This window comes from Myroides sp. DF42-4-2, assembly GCF_030326445.1.
Classification (GTDB): Bacteria; Bacteroidota; Bacteroidia; order Flavobacteriales; family Flavobacteriaceae; genus Flavobacterium.
In genome coordinates, this window is record NZ_JACAKI010000005.1 from 15,156 (window position 1) to 38,050 (window position 22,895).

The window sequence follows — 22,895 nt, forward strand, 5'->3', positions numbered from 1 at the left end:
AGACAAAAGCAAAAAAAAGCACTTAGATCTAGACCTAAGTGCTTGAGTTGATTTATTCAGAAAAACAAGGGAAGAAGGCTTCTAATACTTGTTTTTAAATTGATTAAACTGATGTAATAGCGTTTGTTTATCCGTATATCCGGATTGTTTCCACAAGAGTTTACCTGCTCGAAACAGCATGAGGGTAGGAACACCTCTCATGTTGTATTGGGTGCTGTATTGAGCGGTAAGCGCCTGATTTTTATCCACGTCAATTTTGATGATGGTAATCTCATCTTTCAACAAGGCCTTTACTTCTTCGAGTACGGGAGCTTGCATCTGACATGGACCACACCAGGTTGCAAAAAAATCGACTAGTACAAATTGATCGGATTGGATTAACGCTTCAAATTTTGTCATAGTTATTACTTTACGTTAGACGAACAAGTAGACGTACAGCTATTGTCTGCCAAGGCAATTCCCGTATTTTTAATCGCGCCAAATCCGCCGATTACATCAATCATGTTGTGGTATCCTCGAGCTTTTAGTATAGAAGCAGCGATCAAAGAGCGGTATCCACCAGCACAGTGAATATAGAAACTTCCTGTAGTTGGAAATTCAGCCAAATGATCGTTTAAGAAATCCAAAGGGGTGTGATTGAGGTTTTTGTAGTCGATATGTGCAGCGTTAAATTCACCTGGTTTGCGAACATCAAAAATAGAGATATCTCCTGTGTTGATTGCTGTTTCCAGTTCTGTAGCTGTGATCTGTTGTACGGTATCGTATTCTTTACCCGCGTTTTTCCAAGCGTCAAAACCACCAGCTAAATAGCCCAATGAATTGTCGTAACCCACGCGTGATAAACGAATGATACACTCTTGTTCACGTCCTTCCGGCGCAATAATCAATATCGGTTGTTTGATATCTGTGATTAAAGCACCCACCCACGGAGCGAATTGTCCGTCGAGTCCAATGAAAATGGCCCCAGGAATATGTCCTTGAGCAAAATCTGCAGCTGCTCTTACGTCGAGGAGCAATGCGCCAGACTCTTCAGCAACTGTTTCAAATTCACTAGGTGATAATGCGCGATTGTTGTCAATAATAGTCTCCACATTGGCATATCCTTCTTTGTTTAACTTTACGTTGAGGGGAAAATATGCAGGCGGAGGTAATAGTCCGTCAGTTACTTCTTGTACAAATTCTGCTTCGGTCATATCGACGCGCAAGGCATAGTTTGTTTGTTTTTGGTCGCCTAAAGTCCCTACAGTTTCCTTACTTAGGTTCTTTCCGCAGGCTGAGCCTGCGCCATGCGCTGGATAAACAATAACGTCATCAGCTAATGGCATGATTTTATCGCGTAAGCTGTGGTATAAAGTCGCTGCGAGTTGTTCTTGCGTTAGGTTAGCCGCTTTTTGCGCGAGATCCGGACGCCCTACATCCCCTAAAAACAAGGTGTCTCCTGTGAAAATTGCATGGTCTTTGCCCTGTTCATCTTTTAATAAATAGGTTGTACTTTCCATGGTGTGACCAGGCGTGTGTAGTGCTGTAATGGTGATATCTCCTAAGTGAAATACTTCTCCATCTGTAGCAATATGCGCTTTAAACGTTGGATTAGCATTGGGACCATATACAATTGGTGCACCTGTTTTTTCTGCTAAAGTAACGTGCCCACTCACGAAATCAGCATGGAAATGCGTTTCGAAAATGTATTTGATAGACGCACCAGCTTTGTTTGCTTTGTCTACATATTGCTGTACTTCTCTCAACGGGTCGATAATCGCAACTTCACCCTTGCTTTCTATATAGTAAGCACCTTGTGCTAAACATCCAGTATAAATTTGTTCTATCTTCATAAGTCTTGTTTATTTTTTTATTGATATAGTAAAAGTAAGAAGATGTTTTGAATTGTGCTGTAACCTAAGTTACAAACTAGAAAAACACTTCTTTGATAAAAATGTAGAGGGCCATGAGTAATACAAAATAGCCAAATCCTGTTTTGAGGTTTCGATCGGGAATAAAACGCGTGAGGAAAATGCCGATAAATATGCCGATGATCGATATCGCACTAAAATAAAGAAGTAAGTGCCAATCAATTAGGGGGTTACCAGCATCACCTAAAAAGCCAATGAGCGATTGAATAGCTACGATAAACAAGGAGGTGCCCACAGCTTCTTTCATACTGATATTGGCAAATAAAATTAAGGCCGGAATAATCAGAAATCCTCCACCAGCTCCTACAGTCCCTGCGACTACTCCAACAAGAACGCCTTGCAGCATCAATTGAGTTTGTTGAGGTTGAGATTGCGTTTGTTGTATGGTTTTGGGGCGAATCATTTTCATAGCGGATGCGAACATCACGAGGGCAAAAAACACCATGAGCACTACATTCTTGGATAGATTCAGCGATCCAAAGGCGATCGTATCAGGCACTAAAATCAATACATAGGCACGCATCACATAAACGGCAAGTAGAGAGGGGAGACCAAAGAGCAAGACCAACTTGTAGTTTACCTTGCGATTAATAGCATTCTGTACACCCCCAACCAAAGCAGTTGATCCAACGATAAAAAGCGAATATGCCGTTGCTAAAAAAGGCTCTATTTTTAGTATATACACCAAAATAGGCACGGTTAAAATTGATCCTCCGCTGCCAATTAAGCCCAGTGAAATACCTACTAACAGTGCTAAAGCATATCCGACAATTTCTACATTCATGGGTTAGGTATTTTTAAGTAATTCAATGTATTTCCTATTTAGGCGAATAATTCCTTGATTCTCTAATGTTTTTAAAATTCTCGAAATAACTACACGAGAGGTGTTAAGTTCTTCGGCTAGCTCTTGATGGGTGTTGTTGATGAAGGTGCTGTTGTAAATCTTGGCCTTGTCTTGTAAGAGTTTGCACAAACGCTCCTCCATATTCATAAAGGCCAAGCTATCTACAGCAGTTAGCAACTCATTCATGCGGTTGTTGTAGCTGGCTAAAACAAAGTTGCGCCAACTCTTATAGCGAACCAACCAATCGTCCATTTTGCTGACAGGAACTAAGATAACAGCCCCGTCAGTTTCCGCAATAGCGCGCACCTGACTCTTGGTTTCTCCCAAACAGCAGGTTAGCGTCATAGCACAAGTGTCACCTTCTTCGATGTAATAAAGCACAATTTCGCCTTCTCGTTGATCTTCGCGAATGATCTTAATGGCCCCTGATAACAACAAGGGGATTTTTTTGATGTACTCTCCAATTTCCATTAGGCGTTCACCTTCTGTAAAATCTTTTATCGTGGATACTTCGATGATTTCATCCAGCAGTTTTTCTTCAAAATGGCTGCTGTATTTTTCTCTAATAATGTGTCCCATAATAACTCCTCCAATAGTTTGGATTTAAAGATAGGCTAAATGATTTTATGTATCAAAAAATAGAGAACATCCACCCCTAAATTTTAGTGGGGTAACCATCTTTTTACCAGACCATAGCACCAAGTACCAGCTAAAGCACCAACAATAGCAATGATAATAGGATAAAATCCAGCTCCAACCAAGGCGAACATCGGTCCAGGACAAGCACCGCCTAAGGCCCAACCTAATCCAAAAAAGATACCGCCAATCAAATAGCGTGCGATGCTCTTTTCTTTGGGTTGAAAGACAATAGGGTTTCCTGAGAAATCGTTTATTTTTTTCTTTTTGATGAGTAGCGTTGCTAGCACAGCAAGTGTCAATGCTGTCCCCATAATGCCATACATGTGAAAGCTGTCAAATTGAAACATTTCATAGATTCTAAACCAAGAAGCAGCCCCTGATTTAAACATTCCAATACCAAACAACAGACCTACTGCTAAATAAGCTATTTTTTTCATTTTTTGTCGAGGTTAAAATAAGAAAGGAAAGATGAGGTGAACCATGATGAGTCCGCCGATAAAGAAGCCAATTACGGCGATTAACGAAGGTAACTGAAAGTTGCTTAAGCCAGTAATGGCATGTCCAGAGGTACAACCACCAGCATAGCGCGATCCAAAACCTACAAAAAAGCCAGCGACTAAGAGCAAACCGATTGTTTTTGCGGATGAAAAGGCACCTTGACCAAAGAGCTCAGTGGGTACATACGCTTGGCCTGCACTTTCAATTCCCAAGGCATGTAGTTTTGTAACTGTCGTTTCTCCTAATGGAATGGCAGCAGCATCAACACTTAAAAAGTGATATGCGATAAAACCACCGAGAATGGTTCCTACTAAGAAAAGTAAATTCCACGTTTGTGCTTTCCAATTAAAGCAGAAAAAGTCACAAGTTTTTCCAGCGCCAGCCATTGCGCAAATCGTTCTCAAATTGGAGGAAAATCCAAATGTCTTCCCCATAAGCAAGAGGAGAATTAAGGTTGTAGCAATAAAAATTCCGCCAATATACCAAGGCCAAGGTTCATAAATCCAATGCATCATAACAAGTGTATTAAATAATGTATGGAGCAAATTTCTGTATTATTTTGTAGGTGGACAGTAACTTTTGATACATTCAGTTATGATTTTCAGTAATAGTGGGCTAAAAGCTATAAAAAACAAAAGAAAATATCGGATAATGAAAAAGGATTTAGTAGCTTTATATTTAATCAACAAAAAAACAAAAATAAACGAGTACAATTATGAATACAGCAAAAAAACATAGCGTTGTTTTTCAAATGAATACGGAAAATATTAATGAACAAAACGCTTTAATGACCTATGTAACGAATATTAGAAACCATTGGGGAGATGATGTAAATATTCACGTTGTTGTGCATGGCCCAGCGATTGGAATGGTGCGAAAATCAAAGACGATGGTTGGTGATGCCTTAAAGCAAGCCTTTCAAAGAGGAGTTCAGTTTTTTGCTTGTGAAAATACCATTCGCGTGCGTCAGATAGACAAAACAGATATTTTCGAAGAAGTGAACTACGTGCCTTCGGGTTTAATCGCTATTATTGAAAAACAAGAAGAGGGTTGGGCGTATATAAAATGTAATTTATAGCGCTAAAAAACAGGCGAACCCCTTACCTTTGTGCCTACAAATGATTAAAGACTAATTCATGTATATCGTTGCCGCAAATTTCTGTACAGTGCTACAGGCCGAAGTCCTTGGTGAGCAAGCAGAGGAACGCTTTGAAATTAATCGTGTATCCGTAGACAGTCGAACGTTGCTCAACGATGACACGACTTTGTTTTTTGCTCTCGTTGGACAAAATCACAATGGACATGCCTATATTCAAGAACTGATTCAATTAGGGGTTCGATATTTTGTTATCTCTCAACGAGATAAGGTAAAAGTGCAAGCAGGAGTTACGTACTTTGTGGTTCGCGACACCCTCAAGGCTTTGCAACAAGCTGCTGCTTGGCATCGCCAAAAATTCGATATTCCCGTTGTGGGAATCACCGGGAGTAGGGGAAAAACCGTAGTAAAAGAATGGTTGAATTTCCTGCTCAATATGGAATATACAATCATTAAAAGTCCCAAGAGTTACAATTCACAAACCGGCGTTCCACTTTCTGTATTTGGCATGGCAGAACAACACACCTTAGGGGTATTTGAAGTGGGTATTTCAACGGTCAACGAGATGCAAAATCTCGAGCCAATTGTAAAGCCAACCTTGGGTATTTTGACTTCGATTACCGATGAACACAAAGAAGGTTTTGTGAGCGAATTCCAAAAAATTAAAGAGAAAATGGCGCTTTTTGCCCATACATCTGTCATTTTAGGCGAGAAAAGGAAAGATATTCTTGACGCGATTCCTCCTTCCGCTACCTATATTAGCTGGAGTTTAACCGATACAGAGGCAAATCTGTATGGGGTAGTAACGGACCATGTTGTCCAACTCTATTATAATAAGGTAGAAACTTTTTCAGTGGAATTGCCGTTTACAGATGCGACTGCAATAAAAAATAGCATGACTTGTATTTTAGCTATGCTTGTGTTGGCCTATGATATTTCTGTCATTCAGGAACGCATTAAAAAATTGTATGCCGTAGAATTGCGCTTGCAAGTAAAAAAAGGAATTAACAACTGCTCGATAATTGACGATGCATATAGTTCCGATTTTCAATCGTTAAGCATTGCGTTAGACTTTTTAGAGAAGCACCGAAGCCATGCTAATAAAACGGTTATTTTGTCCGATGTTTTTCACAGCGGTATAGAACCGAAAGCACTCTATAAACAAATAAATATCTTGTTGAAAAATTACGGCATTGGCAAGGTAATTTGCATAGGCGAAGAAATAGCACAATTTGCTATGGAGTTGCCAGGTATGCGTTTTTTTTCGTCTACGGCTGAATTTTTACAAAAGATAGCACTTGATGATTTTGTAGACGAAACTATTTTAGTGAAAGGAGCTCGTGGTTTTCGCTTCGATAAAATTGTCAGTTTGTTGGAAGAAAAAACTCATGAGACTATTTTAGAGGTTAACCTAACCGCTATTCGTCATAATTTGAATTATTATCGAGCCAAATTAAAGCCAGAAACAAAAACGATGGTTATGGTCAAGGCGTTTGGCTATGGACATGGCAGTGTGGAAATTGCAAAATTGTTGGCGCATGAAAAAGTAAACTACCTCGGTGTGGCGTTTGCCGATGAGGGAATTGCGCTGCGCAAAGCGGGAATTAAAACCAATATCATTGTGATGAATCCCGAAATTAGTGCCTTTTCTGCTATGATTGCCTACGACCTAGAACCTGAAATTTATTCGATCCGTGAGCTTCGCGCTTTCCTTCAAATTGTACGCGAAAAAAACGCGGATCAATACCCTATACATATTAAGGTAGAAACAGGTATGCATCGCCACGGTTTTTTGACAGCAGAACTCGATGAGTTAATTGCGCTTCTTAAACAAACCAATGTAGTAGCTGTGCAATCTATTTTTTCTCATCTTTCTTCTAGTGATATGGAAATGTATCGCGATTTCACTTTAAACCAAATGAAGTTGTTTGAACAAAACAGTACCTATATTAAGGAGCAATTAAATATTCAACCAATCTTACACATTTTAAATACGTCGGGCATATACAATTTTACAGCATATCAAATGGATATGGTTCGCTTGGGGATTGGGTTGTATGGTATTGGCAATGACAAAGAGGAAATGAAGGCGTTGCGCAATGTAAGTACCTTGAAAACGCAGATTATGCAAATCAAAGAAATTGATGCGGGCGAGAGCGTGGGCTATGGTCGCCGTTTTCGAGCCACTCAACCGACTAAAATTGCAACGGTGCCCATTGGATATGCCGATGGTATTCATCGCGTGTGGGGAAGCAACGGAGGCTATGTTTTGATACAGCAGCAAAAAGCACCGATTACGGGTTCGATATGTATGGATATGTTAATGGTCGATGTGAGTGCAATTCATTGTAAAGAAGGGGATGAGGTTATTATTTTTGGGGAGGATCTTCCAACAACCGTTATTGCGGAGGCCATACACAGCATTCCATATGAGATTCTAACAAGTGTGTCTCAAAGAGTTAAAAGAATTTTCTTTGAAGAGTAAAAAAAAGTTTTTTTTTCGAATAAAATAAGTATTTTTGTTAAAACCAATCAATAAAATTTTAACTATGGGATTTTTAAAAGAATTTAAAGAATTTGCTGTAAAAGGCAATGTAATGGACCTAGCAGTAGGGGTAATCATTGGAGGAGCATTTGGTAAAATCGTTACAAGTATAGTAAATGATGTTATTATGCCTTTAGTTTCTGCTATTATTGGTACACCTGATTTCTCAAATATGTACTTAGTACTAAAAGGAGAGGCGGCAGACGGAGCTCCATTAGCTGCGGCAAGAGGCATTGACGGAAACGTTATTTTCGCTTACGGTAGTTTTATTACAGAAGTAATCAACTTTACGTTATTAGCTCTGTGTGTATTTCTTATGGTTAAAGGAATTAATCAATTGAGAAAGAAAGAAGCAGCAGCTGTAGAACCAGAGCCTGCAGGACCACCAGCACCAACACAAGAAGATTTGTTGGCAGAAATCAGAGACTTATTAAAGAATCAAGGAAAATAAGGAATATAATTTCCGCAATAAAAAGAAAGAAGATCGGCTCATGCCGATCTTTTTTTTTGACTACGGTTGATTGATAGTTCAATGTTGTATTTTTTATTTGATTTTAGTTAAATGTTTTTTTAAGAAAATTTTCTAACTCTATTTCTTTTTGCACTAATTGTTAATGTATCTTCTGTAATTGTTTGATTGTTCTATTTCTTTTGGTTTTGTTAACTTGTTTTTTTTGTGTAATACACATTCTTTTAAGACTTTGTTATTCGAGCTGATAAGATGTATATTGCGGGTATTGATTGGGTTTGAAGACGTATTTGTGTAATTGGTTGCAAAACAATACAGTACAATTTTTAACTTTTTCAAATTGTAAAAAAATAACATAAAATTAGCATATGTCGATTTTTTGTTATTTGTTTGTTAAACAATTTAAAATTAATAAAACATGAGGAAAATTGTACTTCATTTCTTCTTTGTTATAGCCGCCTTACTAATGGTAAATGAGGGGTTTGCACAAAGTAGAAAGGTTACAGGACAAGTTACTGGTGAAGACGGGTTAGGTCTGCCAGGAGCTAGTGTGTTGATTAAAGGAACCCAAGAGGGTGTTGGTACCGACTTTGATGGTAACTACTCTATTAACGTAAAAGACGAGAATGCTGTTTTAGTATTCCAGTTTGTAGGGACAGTTACCACAGAAAAGAAAGTTGGGAAAGCTAGCGTAGTAAACGTTGTTTTAAAAGACGACAGCGCAATGATGCAAGAAGTAGTAATTAATACGGGGTACCAAACTTTATCTAAGCGTAAAGAAGCGGGAGCTATTAGCCGTATTGATGCTAAAGAATTGAAAGTTGATGGGGTAACGGATGTTAGTAGAATGATTGAAGGAAAAGCTGCTGGGGTTACTGTACAAAACGTTACAGGTACTTTCGGTGCTGCTCCTAAAATTACTGTTCGTGGTGCTTCGTCAATTATGGGGGATACAAAACCACTATGGGTAATTGATGGTGTTGTACAAGAGGATATCGTTAACGTATCATTCGAAGATTTGGCTTCTGGTAACTCAGAAACTTTATTGAGTTCAGCTATTGCTGGTCTAAACGCGGATGACGTTTTGAGTATTGATATCTTAAAAGATGCTTCAGCTACTGCAATCTACGGATCTCGTGCGATGAACGGAGTTGTAGTTATTACGACAAAATCAGGTAGAAGAGAGTCTCCACTGTCTATTAGCTATTCAATGGAGAATACAGTGCGTACTGTTCCTAATTATGGAAGATATGACATCATGAACTCTCAACAAACAATGGATGTTTACCAAGAGTTAGAAGCAAAAGGACATATTACTTATCCAAATTCATTGAATGGTAGATATGGTGGTGTATACAATATGTACTATAGAGGAGTTAACAACTATATTACAGAAGAAGATCGCTTTCAGTATATCAATGACCGTGTAGGTAAGAATACATTCTTGCGCAAACACGAAATGGCGAATACGAATTGGTTCAAAACCTTGTTCAGACCAGCTATTTCACAAAGCCACTCGTTGAGTTTTTCTGGAGGTGGTGAAAATAATGCATACTTCGCTTCAGTTGGATATTTTGCAGATCCAGGATGGACTGTAGCGGATAAAGTACACCGTTTAACAATGAATTTGAAAAATACGTTCTTTGTTAATGATAAATTTACTCTTGCTCTATCATTAAATGGATCGGTGCGTGATCAAAAAGCGCCAGGTACATACGATGGAGAAGTTGACGTTGTTAATGGAGCAGTATCGCGTGATTTCGATATTAACCCGTTTAGCTATGCGTTAAATACAAGTAGAACTTTACGCCCTTATACAGATAATGGTGGATATGAGTACCACAGAAGTAACTGGGCTGACTTTAATATCTTAAATGAGTTAGAGTCGAACTATATGGATATTGATGTAAAAGATATTCGTTTCCAAATTGATGCAGATTATAAAATCTCTCCTAAAGTTACTTATAACTTGAATGGAGCTGCTCGTTATGCGGCTACTAAACGCGTACACAGCTTAACTGAAAATTCAAACGTTGTTGCTGCGTATAATGCTTCGTCGAATACAGTAGAAAGAGATCAGAATATTTATTTATATAAAGATCCAAACGATCCAAACAAACCAGGTGTTCCTGTAATGCCAAATGGAGGGATGCGCAGAAACTTCACAAATGATTTAACATCATTCTACTTAAGAAACAGTATTTCATATAGTGATGTTTTTAATGATAAACATGAATTAGATGTTTTTGGTGGTACTGAGATGAGAGTTGTGAATCGTAGCAACGATTATTTCTTATCACACGGTGTACAGTATGATAAAGGGTTAACTTCTTATCCTAATATGATAGCTTTACAAAAGCTGATCGACCAAGGGGGTGAATACTACACATTCGCAGAAGAAAGAGAGCGTACATTAGCCTTCTTTACTCGTATTGGATATACGTATGACAATAGATATACAGTAGCGTTTACAGGTCGTTATGACGGATCAAATAGACAAGGAGATTCTTCGTCTTCAAGATGGTTGCCTACTTGGACTGCTTCTGGAAAATGGAATATGAAACAAGAGAGTTTCTTGATTGATAATGAAACAATTAGTAATTTATCTTTAAGAGCTTCTTACGGATTAACTGCAACTTCTGGACCTGCTACAAACTCGTTAGCAATCTATAGAAGTAGAATTCCTTTCCGTAACTTCCAAAACGAGCGTGAAAATGCTTTAGAAATCGAAGCTTTACAAAACGCAGATTTAACTTGGGAGAAACAGTATGAGCTAAACCTTGGATTTGATTTAGGGTTGTTTAACAACAGAGTTCAAGTTGCTTTTGATGCATACCAAAGAAATGCATTTGACTTAATTGATATTGTACGTACTACAGGTGTTGGTGGAGAAAGTTTAAAATACGGTAACAATGCCGATATGAAATTAAAAGGATTAGAGTTTGGTATTACTACAACAAACATTAAAACTGAAGATTTTTCTTGGACTTCTACAATTAACGCATCTGTTTTCAAACAAGAAATTACAAGTTTACAAAATAGAGCGAGAGTTATTGACTTGATTCAAGGTATTGGAGGTAACGTTGTTGGAAAACCACGTAACTCGTTATATTCTTATGACTTTACAGGATTAAATGCTGAAGGATTGCCTACATTTATTATGGCTAGCGGTGAAACGGATAACGTAACTGGAGCTAACTTCCAAGATTCTCAGAATATTACAGATTACTTAAAATATGAAGGATCTACTGAACCAAATAAAACATTAGGTTTCTCTAATACCTTCACGTATAAAAACTGGAGCGTGAACTTATTCTTCGTTGCTTCAGGTGGAAATAAAGTAAGATTAAACCCAATGTTCTCTTCTTCATACTCTGATTTAGATGTTTTCTCTAGAGATATGAACGATCGTTGGATGGTACCTGGTGATGAATTTAGAACTAATGTTCCTGTGATTGCTGATATTACGCAAATGGGTAATTACGGTTCTTCTAATTTAGCTCTAGCTTATAATGCATATAACTATTCTACTGCTAGAATTGCTGATGGTGATTTCGTTAGATTAAAGAATATTTCTGTAGCGTATGAGTTCCCTGATCACTTCAAGAAGAAAGTAGGTTTCTCTAATTTCTCTTTAAGAGCGATGGCAACGAACCCATGGTTAATTTATTCTGATAAAAAGCTAAACGGACAAGATCCTGAGTTTTTCCAAAGCGGAGGGGTAGCTATGCCAGTTACTAGCCAATATACATTAACGTTAAATGTTGGATTTTAAATTAGGATAGAATATGAAAAAAATAAATATTGGAGTTGGATTATTAATCGGTTTGTTCTTTGTTAACTGTAGTGGATTTCTAGATGAAACACCAGACAACCGTACTAAAATCGACTCAGTTGAAAAAATTGGAGAAACAGTAACGCTAGCATATCCAAAAGGGACGCATGTTATTTTCGCTGATATCATGAGTGATAATACAGTTGACAGTGAGAATATTAACTTAGAAAACGTGTCGAATACAGAAGCGTTTTTCTGGCAAGATATGCGTGCTGAAAGTCAAGATTCTCCAAGTTATTATTGGTTCTCTGCTTATACTGCTATTGCACAAGCTAATACTGCTTATGAAGCAGCTTTAAAAATAGAGGCTGATTTAGAGCAAAAGGGTAATACTGCTGAACTTAAAAAGTTAAAAGGTTTCAAAGGTGAGGCTTTGATCGCTAGAGCGTACGCTCACTTTATGTTGGTTAATTTATGGGCTCAAACTTATAATCCAACAACAGCTGGTACTGATCTAGGTATTCCTTATATGACAGAAGTAGAAACAGAGTTATTGCCTAAGTATGTTAGACATTCTGTTCAAGAAGTATACGATTTTATCGAAAATGACCTTATTGAAGGTATGGCTTTGATCGGTAATTTAGATCGCCCAAATAAAACGACGGTAAAGTATCACTTTAACATGACTTCTGCTAAAGCATTCGCAACTCGTTTCTTCTTGTACAAAGGAGATTTCAACAAAGCAATCGAGTACAGTGATGACATTCGTGTTGATGGATCTAATTTACGTGACTATAATCGCTATAATGATCTTGGACCAGACTTAACACAAGTGGAATATGCTAAGATTAGTGAGGAAACAAATTTATTAGTTTCAAGCGTAATGTCTGGTTTGGGATATGAAACTGGAAAACGTTATTCGATGACTACCAAACAGGCAACTGATTATTTAATCAGTGGTAAATCAAATCCTTTTGGAAGAGAGTGGAACTATGGTGGATATGGTTATACAGGAAGTAAAATGTTTATCGGTCTAGGTAAATATGCTAGAACTTTTGAAGTAACAGATCCAACAAATCAAACGGGGTATCGCTATACAAATGTGGTGCTGTTTTCTAGAGATATGTTGTATCTAGATCGTATCGAGGCATTAATCTCTGCAAATAGATTGTCTGATGCCTTAACTATGATGAATGTTTGGGTGAAGAGACATACAGAAAATGTACCTGCTTCAGCTACTTTAAAAGAGTCTGACATTCTTAAGTATCAACCTACTGCTAAGGTAGATCCTTTCTATATTAATGACCTATCTAGTACTCAAGTTGCTTACTTGGAGTATTTAGCAGATTTAAGAAGAAGAGATACACATACGGAAGGGCAAAGATGGTTTGACGTAAAACGTTATAATATCGAATATACTCACCGTAATATTACAGGGGCTGAAAGAAGCGAAACACTGGTTAAAGGTGATCTTAGACGTGCGATTCAATTACCTCAAATGGCTATTTCAAACGGATTAGAAGCAAATCCAAGATAGTTAATTAAATAAATGTTAAGTATGAACATATATAAAAATATAAAGAAAGTTGGTCTTTTATCAATGCTAGGTTTAGCGTTTGTCTCTTGTGACAATGATAATGACTTGCGCCCTAGTGGATTCGACGTATCTGAACAACCTAAAGGGGTGTTAGATCAGTGGATTTATGATAACTATACTAAGCCTTATAATATTGAAGCTACCTATAAATGGAATCAAGCTTTTGGATATTATGACAAAGTGCTTACACCACCAAAAGAAGAAAATGTGAAACCAGCTCTTCAAATGGTTAAGAAAATTTGGTTGGATAGTTATGCTGATGCAGCTAAAGAAAAAGAAAAATTTGTAAAAGGTATTGCGCCTAGACAGTTTCACTTGATCGGAAGTTATAACGTGAATAACGATGGTACGATTACCTTGGGTGAAGCCGGAGGTGGAGCGCGTATTACGTTGTTCAATACCAATTACGTAAAAAATAACGATTTAGAAAGTGTACGTCAATTTGTTCATACGGTGCAACACGAGTACGTTCACATTTTAAATCAAACTAGAGATTTTGATCGTGTAGCTTGGGCTGAGATTTCAAGAGGTGGATTGTATACTTCTTCATGGTATTTATATTCAGATCCAGAATCTAATGCTTTAGGGTTTGTTACCTCTTATGCTAGATCGAATTACGACGAGGATTTTGCTGAAACTGCATCTTTTATTTTGATGAAAACAAAGGCAGAATGGGAACAATTCCTTGCTGAATTAACCTCAGAGAGTGGAAAGAAAGATATCTTAGCTAAAGTAGATCTAGTTGTAGCTTACTATAAAGATGAGTTCGATATTGATTTTTGGGAGTTAAGAGATCATGCTGAACGCAATACAAATGATGTTGTTTCAGGCAATTTTGAAGAAACTAATGAAAACTAGAAGTTATGACGAAGAGAATATTTAGTATAGGAGCATTGGCTCTGATGATATCTGCCACAACGGTTTCATGTAATAATGACGATAGTGGCGTGTTTTCAAAAAATCCAATGGAACGTGAGAGTGAGCAACAAAAAGAGTTAAAAGATCTTTTAGTAAATGCAGAGCAAGGATGGAAATTTAATTATTTTCCTGAAGAATCTGGCTTAGGAGGTTTTACTTTCTTAATGAAGTTCAATGCAGAAGGAAAAGTAACGATGGTATCCGATTTCTCTGAAGAAGGATATACTGAAAATACAACAGATTACGAATTGCAGTTGAGAGGAACTACTAGTTTAGTTTTTGTTGACGAAACGTGGATTCACCTATTGTCTGATCCTATCAATTCCGCATTGCGTACAGCTAAAGGTTTTGAAGGTGAGTTTCAGTACAGATATTACGGCTTTGACGATAACTCTATTTTCTTTAGAGGAACTAGAGAGTTTGACAAAGAATTTAGTTTTGTCCGTGCTACTAAAGAAGATTGGGCTAACTTCGAAGGAAGAAAATCAGCAATTTCTACAATCGCTGATGATGATGCACCAGTTTTTAGAAGTATAGAAGTTGACAAGAATGGTAGTGTAAACAAATACGATGCAATGTATTCTGGTGTATTGCGCTATCTAACTTTCAATGACGGTGTATCTCAAGAATTAATGCCAGGTAAAAGTGGTCTTGGAATTGGATTTTCTAACGATGGATTACTTGTAGAACCTGCTATTGTTGTTGATGGCGAGAAGTATCAAGACTTTAAATGGAATGAGTCTACTCAAGAATTTATTTCATCAAATGGTTCTGGAACTAGCGTGAAGATCAAAAATGTTACGCATCCAGATTCTTGGACAGATGATTATAAAGATATCATGTTTTCTAACAATCAAGTAAGTATGGGCTTCATTAAAGGTCGTTTAATGAGTGCTCCAGGTAACTCTACGAAGTTTCTTGAGGCTGTTCAACCTGTTGATCTTGAGCGTATTCAGTTAATGTTTAGAAATGGAACGGTTACTATTGTTTATATTTTAAATAATGATCAAAGATTCGATTATCAATCTAGCTTAACAGATACAGGTATCTCTGGTAAAATGTCAAATGGTCGTTGGCTTAATTCCAATGTAACAGATGAAATCAAAAACTTACACGATGTATTGTTTGCTTATGGTGAAATTTTGCTAAAAGAACAACGTTATACTGTTCAAGCTACCAATACTATTATGACTGCATATTGTGGAGGGGTAGTTTTTGATAACTATCTTTTCTAAAATGATTAGCAGAAGAGGGGTAATCCCTCTTCTGTTTTTTTAAATTATGATGTATGAGATATATAGGGATATTGCTGTGCACGCTATTTCTTTTTAGTTGTTCTAAAAGCGATGACAACGGAAGTAAAACATACGATGAGCAGCTAGTAGGAAAGTGGAACTTGATTAAAGAAGAGCGATTCAATGCTTCCTCTCAGTTGATTGCTACGATTAGCCTTAAAGCAGCTGAGCACTGTGATTATGATCAATTAGATTTCTTGCCTTCAAATACGATAGATTATAATGCGTATTATTTAGAAGAAGGATCTGATGTGTGTAAAAGTAGGTTTACAAAAAACGCCTACCGATGGACGATGTTGGATCATCGTAGACTCGCATTAGATAGTGGAGACGGCCGTGTAGACTTCGTTGTAACAACTGTTTCCGATGCTGAGTTGATCTTGACTCGACCGTTAACAGCAATGGAAAAGAATACGAATGAATCACTGAAAGACGTTTCTTTTATCAAAGTGTTTTATCAGAAAGCAAAATAAGTTAGAGTCGCATTGCGACTCTTTTTTTTGTACCTTACATATTGTATTTTTGTAGCCTAAAGCTGTCAGTTAAGCTGAACAGCCTTTTTTATTTATGGGAATAGTTAGAGAAATTGAGTTACCGGCTGGGGTATTGTACATATGGCATATTACTGAATCACTAGAGGAGTTGTCGCATGATCTTCTGCTCAGTGATGCTAGCCAACAACGCCTTAGTGCAAAAAAATACGAGCAACATCAAAAGGCTTTTTTAGCCGTGCGCCAAATATTGAGGCAAAATGGAATATCAGATTGCGAACTGTCCTATGATGATAAGGGCAAACCTCGTTTGCGCTCCGGACTTCATATTTCGATTTCACATTCGTTTGATTACGCTTTAGTCGCTATTAGCCAAGAAAATATAGGGATTGATATTGAACTCAAACGCGAAAAAATTATTCGTCTAAAAGATAAATTTTGCAATCCAAGAGAATTAGCACTAGCCCCTGCAGATTTCCAACTACAAGTCGATTACTTTACGGAAGTTTGGTCTGTCAAAGAAGCGCTCTATAAAATGTGTAATTCTCGTAGTTTGAGCTTTGCTCAAGATATGTCTGTCTGCGTGTTTGAGAAACAAGCTGAAATCATTCAAGCTGATTTTTCTGTTGAATTTACCTATAAGACCTTTCGTATAGATGATTATGTCCTTGTTGTAAGTCAAGTAAAAAGAGTGAAATAATTGAGCGGTTTTTCGTAAATTGCGCTAAAAATATTTAATATGGAAGACAATCAACCTATTTATGTTGTTGCTCACGAATCGGATGCCGTTAAAGCACAGTTTTACCGCAGAACATATGGAAATTTAGCTTTAGGAGTACTAGCGTTTATCGTATTTGAAACCATTTTGTTGAATACGCCTTTTGTTGTTGAAGGAATGATCAAACTGTTGATGACAGGTAAATTCTCTTGGTTAATCATTTTAGGGGCATTTATGGGGGTTACGTGGTTCGCCCAAGGTCTAACCTATAAGTCAGCAAATAAGCCACAACAATACGCTGGTTTTATGTTGTACGTATTGGCAGAAGCCTTCTTGTTTGTTCCGATCCTTTATATAGCACTCAATATGACGGGAGATTCCTCTTTAATCGTACAAGCAGGAGTGTTAACTTTAGCCTTATTCCTCGGTCTTACTGGTGTTGTTTTTGGTTCAAACGCAAATTTCTCTTTCTTGCGCTCTATCCTTACCTTAGGGTTCTTTTTAGCCTTAGGTACCATCGTCGCTGGAATGCTCTTTGGTTTTGACCTCGGACTTTGGTTCTCTTTAGCTATGGTAGCTTTGGCTTCAGGATCCATTCTGTACTCAACATGGCAAATTAAAAATGAATATGCAGCTGATCAATATGTGCCTGCTGCCTTGAGCTTGTTTGCTTCATTAATGTTGTTGTTCTGGTATATCCTTAGAATTTTAATGAATAGAAATAGTTAATACTAACAACGTATATCTTAAAGCCATACCAATCGTATGGCTTTTTTTATAGCATAGAATATGATAGAATTTTTCTTTGGCGCCTATCGCGATACTAGTTGGCTAAATATCGTATTAGAAAGTATTGTTTTTATTTTTGGTATCTTAAGCGTTTGGTACGCAGGGAGAGAAAATATTTTAGTTTATCCAACAGGATTAGTTGCAACAATAATTACCGTCTATTTACTCTATTTAGCGGGTTACTTGGGTGATATGATCCTCAATGCTTATTACTCCTGTATGAGTATTTACGGATGGTATAATTGGTCTAAAATAAAGGGAGGTGAACAAGTTGTTAAAATTAGTCGAACCACCACCAAAGAAAAAGCCTTCGGCCTGGTTGTCTTCTTCTTTACTATTGTACTAGTATATGGCGTTTATACCCTTACTAATACCAATATAGGCCCAGAAAATTACATCGATATTCTGACCTCTGGGATCTTCTTTTTAGGGATGTATTATATGGCATTAAAAAAGATTGAGAATTGGACCCTTTGGCTTATTGGAAATCTTATTTCCATTCCCCTATACGCATACCGCGGTTTAGGAATTTTAGCTATTCAGTTTATAGTCTTTACTGTATTAGTCGTGCAAGCCTATATCGCCTGGTATAAAATTTTAAAAAACGAAGAAAAAGAATGAATGTACAAGAATTAATCAAAGAGTTAAATTTTAAAGCCGTGCGCAGTGGTGGTGCAGGTGGACAACACGTAAATAAAGTGTCCTCTAAAGTCGTCTTGTTTTGGAACCTAGCGGAATCAAAAGTGTTCTCCGCAGAAGAACAAAGTAGATTAGAGAAAAAATTGAGCAATTACCAATCTAAAGAGGGAGTGATTATCTTGAGTTGTGAAGAAACGCGTAGTCAAATCAAGAATAAGGAAATAGTCATTCAAAAGTTAGTAGCCCTAATAAAAGTGGCTTTAGTCCAACAAAAAATTCGCAAAGAAACAAAAGTTCCTAAAAGCGTTATCCGCAAAAATAAAGAGAATAAAATCAAACTAAGCCTAAAGAAAAATCTTAGAAAACGCATAATTTGAGTTTACTTAGTTTTAACATAACAATTTATTGATATAAATAATGTACTTTTGAAACAAAAGGTTTTATGTTATGAAAATTCCGAAAAAAGTGCATTTATGTTGGTTTGGCAATGGAAACTATCCTGAGGAAATGGTGAAGTGTTTAGCTTCCATACAAGAATTTGTTCCAGACTACGAGGTGTGTATTTGGACAGAAGACAATTTTGATGTTAATGCATATCGCTTTGCTAAGGAAGCGTATCAAGAAAAGAAATACGCCTTCGTTTCTGATGTGTGTCGCCTACATGTACTCTATGAACACGGAGGGATCTACCTAGACACAGATGTGGAAGTAGTGCAGAATTTTGACGCTTTCTTACACCATAAATTCTTTTGCGGATTCGAATCCGATCGCCTTTTGAGTACTGCAGTGTTGGGGAGTGTAAAAGGAAATCCCATTTTGCAAAATTTCTTGACGATGTATAAAACCAAGTCTTTTTACCGCAAACACCTCTACAAAAAATACCATACAACACCCAATACGATCACTATTACAGATGACTTTTTAGGTCGTGGACTCAAGTTAACTAATCAAAAACAACAGTTAGAAGGATGTGAAACAGTTGTTTATCCTCAAGCTTTTTTTAGTCCTAAAAATTGGATTACAGGAGAATATCACATTACAGCGGATACCGTAGCTATTCATCATTTCCTAGGCTCATGGAAACAAGGGAAAAATAGAAAAGATTGGATGAAGCGTTTATTTTTATTCTAAATAATACTGTCTATATTTGCAGTTCAAGTCTCAAAGGGGTGCCAATACTGGCTGAGATCATACCCGTAGAACCTGGGCAGGTAATGCTGCCAAGGGAAATAGTGCATATCAACTACATTGCACGGGAAAAGTGTAATTATTAATCAAACAATAATTGCCCCTTTTATTTGTGAAAATATTTTTTACGAATGAAAAAAATAACTGTAAACAGCTTGTTTGTTTTGGGATTGTGTTTAGGTGTAACTTACTCAAGTAAAGGACAAAATGCAATCACTCCAGATTCCATTCAGAAAACAGCATTAAACGAAATCGTTTTATCTGCTGTTCGCGTGGATGGAAAATCACCAATTGCCTATGAAAATATTTCGAAGAAGCAAATCGCTCAGCGAAATTTAGGACAAGATATTCCTGTCTTAATGGGTAATATGACCTCAGTAGTAACCACTACAGATGCGGGAAATGGCATTGGATATACCAGTTTTCGCGTACGCGGTTCTGACGGAACACGTGTCAATGTAACGCTAAATGGTATTCCATACAACGACGGTGAATCCCAAGGGTCTTTCTGGGTGAATATGCCCGACTTTGGCTCGTCTGTTCAAAATCTACAATTGCAACGCGGTGTTGGTACCTCTACAAATGGGGCTGGCGCTTTTGGCGCAAGCTTAAACCTAAAAACAGACGATTATTCTCAAGAAGCAACTGGTGAAATTGCCAATTCTTTTGGTAGTTATAATACCCGAAAATCAACGGTCAAATTCAGTACCGGATTAATCAACGACAAATTTGAAATCGCAGGACGACTTTCTGATATGCACTCTGATGGATACATTGATCGCGCTTCTTCGGATATGAATTCTTATTTCTTACAAGGGGTTTATGTCGGGAATACTTCATTAATCAAAGCCTTAGTATTTGGTGGAAAACAAAAAACCTATCAAGCATGGAACGGCGTTACTCAAGAGGAAATGGATCTGTATGGTAGACGCTACAACCCTGCTGGAAGATACAAGGACGACCAAGGAAATACTCATTTCTACAACAATGAAACAGATAATTACAAGCAAGATCATTATCAGTTGCATTGGAGTGAAAGATGGTCAGATCTGTGGAGTTCGAACGTTTCTCTACACTATACCAAAGGATATGGGTATTACGAAAATTACAAAAGAAAACAAGAGTTTGAAGAATATGGATTGGATCCAATCCTCGTCAACGGAGAAACGGTTAATAAAACCGATTTAATTCGACGAAAAGGATTGGACAACCACTTTTATGGGATGGTCTGGAATGCCAATTATACAGCGCAAAACTTGAATGTAGTTTTGGGTGGAGGAGCAAATAAATACGAAGGAGATCACTTCGGTTCTATTTTGTGGGTCAAACAACCCGTTGCCTATGACTTTAAACAAGAATATTATCGCGATCACGCAGTGAAAACCGACGTAAATTTCTTCGCTAAAGCTACGTGGAAGCTCGACGAACAATGGAGTTTCTTCGGTGATATGCAATACAGACGCGTGACTTATGAAGCTAATGGACAAGAAACAGGATTAGTCAATGAGAAATTCAATTTCTTGAACCCCAAAGCAGGTATTACGTTTCAAGTAAATGAGGAGAATCAATTGTATTTCTCTTATGCAAGAGCCAATAAAGAGCCTAACCGAACGGATTACAAAGAGCGCAAGTTGAATCAAATGCCTAAATCTGAAAAAATGGATGACTTTGAACTGGGATGGCGTTTTGCTAATTCTTATGCCTCTATTAACGTGAACGCATTTTATATGAAGTACAAAGATCAATTGGTGTTGACAGGACAATTGAACGATGTGGGGGCCGCTGTTCGCGAAAATATTGACAATAGTTATCGATTTGGAATTGAGGTTGATGCCAATGTAAAACTGTTGGAGAAATTCCATTGGAGCCCTAGTATTGCGCTAAGTTCAAATAAAAACAAAGACCTATACTACTTATGGGAAGGCGAAATGAAGTACTTTGGAACCCGAGATATCGCTTTTTCTCCTACTGTTGTCGCCTCAAATGCACTTACCTATTTGCCTGTCGACGGAATGAGTGTATCCCTACTCACTAAATTTGTAGGAGAACAATATATGTCTAATGTTGAAGCAAAAAACTCAAAATTAGATTCTTACTTTGTCAATGATTTGAGTGTGAACTATGAATTTCCTGTGAAAAAATGGTTTAGAAGTATTGGGGTTTCCCTACTTGCAAATAATATTTTTGATGTGAAATACGTGTCAAATGGATATTATTGGTCAGACTATGATGGCGAACAAGCCATTGATGGAGCGGGGTATTATCCCCAAGCAACTTTTAATATCCTTGCTGGATTAACCTTGAAATTTTAAGGAAAGACAAATGCCCGAACCGCTTGAGATTCGGGCATTTGTCTTTGTTGTGTGAGCGGATTAATAGCGTACAATCACAACACCACCTTCTCTTGTTGTAGGATAAGATTTCATTGTGTATTCTAAGTTTTGGTCTACCGCTTTACCCCAAAATCCCAAAGCTATATTGTAATATACTTTTTCACCATGGTGTAAATGCGTCGCATTGCAGTAGAAATAAGTCGGACGCTTGGGATCTTGGATCAAAACAGAAGAACCATCGTGTTGAACTTCGTGATTTGGACAAGTCAATTCATAGCTATAGTACTCAGTTAACCCGTCTCTAGAATATATCGCCACACCTGAAATTCCCGCTTGTGCAGAACGATCCACGTGAACACCCCCTGGGTGATTTAGGTTGTCCGCCAAAACAAGGGGAATTCTCAAATTTACATTTTGATTCGGTAAATACGGATTCGAAGATCGATAGCTATCAGTAGAACAACCTAGAGCAAATAATAGCACAAAGGTTAGGAATAAAATTTTTTTCATCGCATAAAATATTTGTAAAACAAATTTAATTAATTAACTTTGACATGTAAACCTTACAAGATTAGATAATTTATTCAAATAAATAATAAAAATATTTTACGCACCAGAAAATCCCGTTTCATGGGATTTTTTCTATTTATATAAACCAGTTAATTATGAGTAAAATTTCGTATTACACTGCTGAGGGGCTGAAGAAGCTAAAGGATGAATTAGAGCAGTTAAAAAGTGTAGAGCGTCCAAAAGCATCGCAAGCAATTGCGGATGCAAGAGACAAAGGGGATTTATCGGAGAATGCGGAGTATGATGCTGCAAAAGAAGCACAGGGGTTACTGGAACTTAAAATTGCTAAAATGGAAGAGGTAGTTGCTAGTGCTAGAATTATTGACGAATCTCAATTGGATGAGTCTAAAGCATTAGTACTTTCTACAGTTAAAATTAAAAACCAATCTAATGGTATGATTTTAACTTATACATTAGTAGCGGAAAGTGAAGCTGATTTGAAAGCAGGAAAAATATCTGTAACGTCTCCTATTGGAAAAGGATTATTAGGGAAATCTGTTGGTGAAATAGCAGAGATCAAAGTACCTAATGGACAAATGAATTTCGAAATTCTTGAAATTACAAGAGATTAATTTTAAAAC

The 22,895-nt window shown here is 37.3% G+C and carries 22 protein-coding genes; 15 read left to right on the forward strand and 7 right to left on the reverse strand.

Annotation, left to right across the window (positions count from 1 at the left end; all coding sequences use genetic code 11):
* Positions 1–81 precede the first annotated feature (81 nt).
* From trxA to HX062_RS05650, 6 genes are all read right to left on the reverse strand, one after another.
* Positions 82–399, reverse strand: coding sequence for a thioredoxin (gene trxA / locus HX062_RS05625; RefSeq protein ID WP_182627919.1), 318 nt, complete (start codon positions 397–399; stop codon positions 82–84).
* A 5-nt stretch (positions 400–404) separates the two neighbouring features.
* Complete coding sequence (locus tag HX062_RS05630; RefSeq protein WP_182627917.1) at positions 405–1,832, reverse strand: MBL fold metallo-hydrolase; 1,428 nt, start codon at positions 1,830–1,832, stop codon at positions 405–407.
* Between the two features lie 76 nt (positions 1,833–1,908).
* Complete coding sequence (locus HX062_RS05635) at positions 1,909–2,694, reverse strand: sulfite exporter TauE/SafE family protein (protein ID WP_286466751.1); 786 nt, start codon at positions 2,692–2,694, stop codon at positions 1,909–1,911.
* Between the two features lie 3 nt (positions 2,695–2,697).
* Positions 2,698–3,333 carry a Crp/Fnr family transcriptional regulator gene (locus tag HX062_RS05640; protein WP_182627913.1) on the reverse strand — a complete coding sequence of 212 codons (636 nt, stop codon included), beginning with the start codon at positions 3,331–3,333 and terminating at the stop codon, positions 2,698–2,700.
* Positions 3,334–3,416: 83 nt separating this feature from the next.
* Positions 3,417–3,830, reverse strand: coding sequence for a DUF6691 family protein (locus HX062_RS05645; RefSeq protein WP_182627911.1), 414 nt, complete (start codon positions 3,828–3,830; stop codon positions 3,417–3,419).
* A gap of 12 nt (positions 3,831–3,842) precedes the next feature.
* Positions 3,843–4,403 carry a YeeE/YedE family protein gene (locus HX062_RS05650; RefSeq protein ID WP_182628005.1) on the reverse strand — a complete coding sequence of 187 codons (561 nt, stop codon included), beginning with the start codon at positions 4,401–4,403 and terminating at the stop codon, positions 3,843–3,845.
* 203 nt (positions 4,404–4,606) lie between these two features.
* Between HX062_RS05650 and HX062_RS05655 the strand changes: the two genes are divergently transcribed.
* The 14 genes from HX062_RS05655 to HX062_RS05720 all read left to right on the forward strand — a co-directional run bounded on the left by HX062_RS05655 (position 4,607) and on the right by HX062_RS05720 (position 21,723).
* Positions 4,607–4,969 carry a DsrE family protein gene (locus tag HX062_RS05655; RefSeq protein ID WP_182627908.1) on the forward strand — a complete coding sequence of 121 codons (363 nt, stop codon included), beginning with the start codon at positions 4,607–4,609 and terminating at the stop codon, positions 4,967–4,969.
* Positions 4,970–5,027: 58 nt separating this feature from the next.
* Positions 5,028–7,472 (forward strand): bifunctional UDP-N-acetylmuramoyl-tripeptide:D-alanyl-D-alanine ligase/alanine racemase, encoded by a 2,445-nt coding sequence (locus HX062_RS05660; RefSeq protein WP_286466753.1) that lies wholly within the window; start codon positions 5,028–5,030, stop codon positions 7,470–7,472.
* Between the two features lie 64 nt (positions 7,473–7,536).
* A complete protein-coding gene (gene mscL / locus HX062_RS05665; protein WP_182627904.1) occupies positions 7,537–7,983 on the forward strand; it encodes a large conductance mechanosensitive channel protein MscL in 447 nt (148 codons plus the stop codon).
* A 436-nt stretch (positions 7,984–8,419) separates the two neighbouring features.
* Complete coding sequence (locus HX062_RS05670; protein ID WP_286466754.1) at positions 8,420–11,776, forward strand: SusC/RagA family TonB-linked outer membrane protein; 3,357 nt, start codon at positions 8,420–8,422, stop codon at positions 11,774–11,776.
* A gap of 13 nt (positions 11,777–11,789) precedes the next feature.
* Entirely contained in the window at positions 11,790–13,313 is a 1,524-nt protein-coding gene (locus tag HX062_RS05675) for a RagB/SusD family nutrient uptake outer membrane protein (RefSeq protein ID WP_286466755.1), read from the forward strand.
* A gap of 21 nt (positions 13,314–13,334) precedes the next feature.
* Entirely contained in the window at positions 13,335–14,231 is an 897-nt protein-coding gene (locus HX062_RS05680) for a substrate import-associated zinc metallohydrolase lipoprotein (RefSeq protein WP_286466756.1), read from the forward strand.
* Between the two features lie 5 nt (positions 14,232–14,236).
* Positions 14,237–15,526: a DUF4302 domain-containing protein gene (locus HX062_RS05685; RefSeq protein ID WP_286466757.1), complete on the forward strand. Its 1,290-nt coding sequence runs from the start codon at positions 14,237–14,239 to the stop codon at positions 15,524–15,526.
* Positions 15,527–15,579: 53 nt separating this feature from the next.
* On the forward strand, positions 15,580–16,059 hold the full coding sequence (locus tag HX062_RS05690; protein ID WP_286466758.1) for a hypothetical protein: 480 nt from the start codon (positions 15,580–15,582) through the stop codon (positions 16,057–16,059).
* A 94-nt stretch (positions 16,060–16,153) separates the two neighbouring features.
* Positions 16,154–16,777 carry a 4'-phosphopantetheinyl transferase family protein gene (locus HX062_RS05695; protein ID WP_286466760.1) on the forward strand — a complete coding sequence of 208 codons (624 nt, stop codon included), beginning with the start codon at positions 16,154–16,156 and terminating at the stop codon, positions 16,775–16,777.
* Positions 16,778–16,816: 39 nt separating this feature from the next.
* Positions 16,817–17,524 carry a Bax inhibitor-1/YccA family protein gene (locus HX062_RS05700; RefSeq protein WP_182627889.1) on the forward strand — a complete coding sequence of 236 codons (708 nt, stop codon included), beginning with the start codon at positions 16,817–16,819 and terminating at the stop codon, positions 17,522–17,524.
* Between the two features lie 60 nt (positions 17,525–17,584).
* Positions 17,585–18,205 (forward strand): nicotinamide riboside transporter PnuC, encoded by a 621-nt coding sequence (gene pnuC / locus HX062_RS05705; RefSeq protein ID WP_286466761.1) that lies wholly within the window; start codon positions 17,585–17,587, stop codon positions 18,203–18,205.
* Positions 18,202–18,600: an aminoacyl-tRNA hydrolase gene (locus HX062_RS05710; RefSeq protein WP_286466762.1), complete on the forward strand. Its 399-nt coding sequence runs from the start codon at positions 18,202–18,204 to the stop codon at positions 18,598–18,600. The genes pnuC and HX062_RS05710 overlap by 4 nt, the downstream gene beginning before the upstream one ends.
* A gap of 70 nt (positions 18,601–18,670) precedes the next feature.
* A complete protein-coding gene (locus tag HX062_RS05715) occupies positions 18,671–19,354 on the forward strand; it encodes a glycosyltransferase family 32 protein (protein ID WP_182627883.1) in 684 nt (227 codons plus the stop codon).
* Positions 19,355–19,542: 188 nt separating this feature from the next.
* Positions 19,543–21,723, forward strand: a complete 2,181-nt coding sequence (locus HX062_RS05720; RefSeq protein ID WP_286466763.1) for a TonB-dependent receptor — start codon at positions 19,543–19,545, stop codon at positions 21,721–21,723.
* Positions 21,724–21,783: 60 nt separating this feature from the next.
* On the opposite strand, the gene HX062_RS05725 is transcribed toward HX062_RS05720, so the two are convergent.
* Entirely contained in the window at positions 21,784–22,254 is a 471-nt protein-coding gene (locus HX062_RS05725; RefSeq protein WP_182627879.1) for a hypothetical protein, read from the reverse strand.
* A gap of 155 nt (positions 22,255–22,409) precedes the next feature.
* Here HX062_RS05725 and greA point away from each other — a divergent pair, with 155 nt between their 5' ends.
* On the forward strand, positions 22,410–22,886 hold the full coding sequence (gene greA, locus HX062_RS05730; protein WP_182627877.1) for a transcription elongation factor GreA: 477 nt from the start codon (positions 22,410–22,412) through the stop codon (positions 22,884–22,886).
* Positions 22,887–22,895: the final 9 nt, after the last annotated feature.